Below are 2,931 nucleotides of genomic sequence, written 5' to 3' on the forward strand. Positions count from 1 at the left end.
ATCAGGACGGTTCTGACCCCGGGTCACACCGCCAATCACGCGGCCTTCGCGCTGGAAGGAACCGGCATCCTGTTTTCGGCCGATCATGTCATGGCCTGGGCAACCTCCATCGTCGCCCCGCCGGATGGAGCGATGGCCGACTATATGGCCTCGCTGGACCGGCTGATCGACCGCGGGGACCGCTTGCTGCTGCCCGGACATGGCGGGCCGGTGACGGCACCGCGCGCTTTCATGCGCGGGTTGAAGACGCACCGCAAGATGCGCGAGCGCGCCATCCTGCAGCGGGTCAGAGAAGGCGACCGGACGATTCCCGACATGGTCAAGGCGATCTACAGGGATACCGACCCGCGGCTGCATGGCGCCGCCGGATTGTCGGTGCTTGCCCATCTCGAGGACCTGGTGGCACGCGATCTGGTTGTGACCGACGCCGCACCGGCCATTGACGGCGTTTTCACGCCGGCCAGATAGGCCGCCCGAATAGACTGCCAGGTTCCAATGCCCTACTCGGCCGGAGCCGCGCCAACCTGACCGGCGACTTCCTGGTCCAGCTCCGCCAGGAAATCGGTGATGCGCGCGGCGTTGTCGCCGAGGTCGTAGCGGCCGTATCGCGAAGCTGATCGCATATCGACGATGACCGTATCGCCATCGTCCGTCACGCGGATCGCCACATCGGCGGGAAGGCCGAGCACAAAGCCCTTGGCGACGGCGGTAATGGTCACGTCGCTTTGCCCGGCGAGGTCGGGATAGGGTTCCGACAGATCCCAGTTGCGCCGGTCGAGGACGGTTTCGACGGCATTGACGACAGTCTCGAACGGCAGGTCGTAGCTGCGTGCGCTGACCAGCGGATAGCTGTCGGTCTGCAACCGCTGTTCGCCAGGCGTCGACGGCGCAAGCACGTTCATATCCTTCGTCCGGTCGCTCACGTCGAGCGCCGGCGGTTCGTCGAAATCCGTCGAGATATCCCTGAGCGGCGGATAGATTGTCGCCCAGTAGGCGGCGACGCCATAGGGTGCGAGCACCAGCAGCGCCAGCAGCGCGCCGACCGTCAGGTCGCGACCGCCGCGGTCGCCGAAGTTCCACAGCCGCGAAAAGGCAAACCCGGCAAACAACAGCGCCAGGGCCGCCAGCAGCGCGGCAATGCCCAGCACCCACAGGAAGACCGGTGTTTCGACGAGATCGAAGCGGTGGCCGACGAAGACCGTCAGCAGCAACACCAACGAAAAAGCGGCCGTGCGCCGCGACCATCCGGCCGCCTTCGACGTTTGCCGTTCGGGAATGCTAACCATCGTTTTCTGCGCTGCCCCAACCCGAACGGACACTTAGTGCCTTTTTGCGATGGCATGAAGCCGAAACATGCACCATCGCGTCAATCCGTCGGCAAGCGATAGTCCTTGAACTGCTGGCGCAAGGTGATCTTCTGGATCTTGCCGGTGGCGGTGTGCGGAATTTCGCCGACGAAGGCGACATCGTCCGGCATCCACCATTTGGCCACCTTGCCGTCCATGAACTCGAGAATATCAGCCTTGCTGGGTTCCTTGCCCGGCTTGCGGACGACGACCAGCAACGGCCGTTCGCCCCATTTCGAATGATGGACGCCGATGGCTGCCGCCTCGGCGACATCGGGATGGCCGACGGCCAGATTCTCGAGGTCGATGGTCGAAATCCATTCGCCGCCGGATTTGATGACGTCCTTGGCGCGATCGGTGATCTGCATATAGCCGCCGGCGTCGATGTGAGCGACGTCGCCGGTGTCGAACCAGCCGTCCTCGTCGAACTGTTCCGGGCCGGCGCCCCCATAATAGGCGCGGGCAACGGCCGGCCCGCGCACTTTCAGGCGGCCAAATGTTTTGCCATCCCAGGGCTGCGCGTTGTTGTCGTCGTCGGTGACCTTCATTTCGACGCCGAAGGGCGGGTAGCCCTGTTTCTGCTGCACATCGAGCCGGGCTTCCCCCTCAAGACCGGCATAGTCCGGCTTCAAGGTGCACAGCGTGCCGAGCGGCGACATTTCGGTCATGCCCCAGGCATGGATGACCTGGACATCGTAGTTCTGCTGGAACTTGGTCATGATCGCGCGCGGGCAGGACGAGCCGCCGATGACGACCTTGTTGAGATGGGGAAGCTTCTTGCCGGTCTCTTCCAGATGCTGCAGCAGCATCATCCAGACGGTAGGCACGGCGGCGCTGAAAGTCACCTTCTCGGTGTCGAGCAGTTCGTAGATCGAGGCGCCGTCCATCTTGCAGCCAGGCATGACCAGCTTGGCGCCGATCATCGGCCCGCTCTGGCCAAGGCCCCAGGCATTGGCGTGGAACATCGGCACCACCGGCAAGATCGTATCGCGTGACGACAAGCCCATGGCGTCGGGCATGGCGGCGATCATGGCGTGCAGCACGTTCGAACGGTGGCTGTAGACGACGCCCTTTGGATCGCCCGTGGTCCCCGACGTGTAGCACATACCGGCGGCGGTCCCTTCGTCGAAGGTCTTCCAGGCGAAGTCGCCATCCGCCTCATCAAGCCAGTCTTCATAGGCGACCACATTGGGCAATGTCGTCTGCGGCATGTGTGCCTTGTCGGTCAGGACGATGACCTGTTTCAGCGACTTGACGGCACCGGCTATCTTCTCGAGCAGCGGCAGAAAGGTCAGGTCGACGAAGACGGCCTTGTCCTCGGCATGGTTCATGATCCAGACGATCTGCTCGGGAAACAGCCGCGGATTGAGCGTATGGTAGATGGCGCCGATGCCCATGATGCCGTACCAGGCCTCGATGTGGCGCGCGGTGTTCCAGGCCAGCGTGGCGATGCGGTCGCCCAAGCCATAGCCGTCACGTTCCAGCCGCTGGGCGACCTTCAGGGCGCGGCGATGGATGTCCGCGTAGGTGGTGCGCACGATCGGCCCCTCGATCGAGCGCGACACGATCTCGCGCACGCCATGCT

At 63.8% G+C, this 2,931-nt stretch carries 3 protein-coding genes; 1 reads left to right on the forward strand and 2 read right to left on the reverse strand.

The window, feature by feature from the left end; translation table 11 throughout:
* Positions 1-468 (forward strand): MBL fold metallo-hydrolase (locus EN935_RS29240; RefSeq protein ID WP_348629916.1); only part of this gene is annotated, 468 nt, incomplete at its 5' end.
* A 32-nt stretch (positions 469-500) separates the two neighbouring features.
* Here EN935_RS29240 and EN935_RS29245 read toward each other — a convergent pair.
* Positions 501-1,286 (reverse strand): DUF1499 domain-containing protein, encoded by a 786-nt coding sequence (locus EN935_RS29245; protein ID WP_127373892.1) that lies wholly within the window; start codon positions 1,284-1,286, stop codon positions 501-503.
* 80 nt (positions 1,287-1,366) lie between these two features.
* On the reverse strand, positions 1,367-2,931 hold a 1,565-nt coding region (locus tag EN935_RS29250), incomplete at its 5' end, for a fatty-acid--CoA ligase (protein ID WP_164771414.1).

Origin of the sequence: Mesorhizobium sp. M7D.F.Ca.US.004.03.1.1, assembly GCF_003998635.1 — a bacterium.
GTDB classification, from domain to species: Bacteria; Pseudomonadota; Alphaproteobacteria; order Rhizobiales; family Rhizobiaceae; genus Mesorhizobium; species Mesorhizobium loti.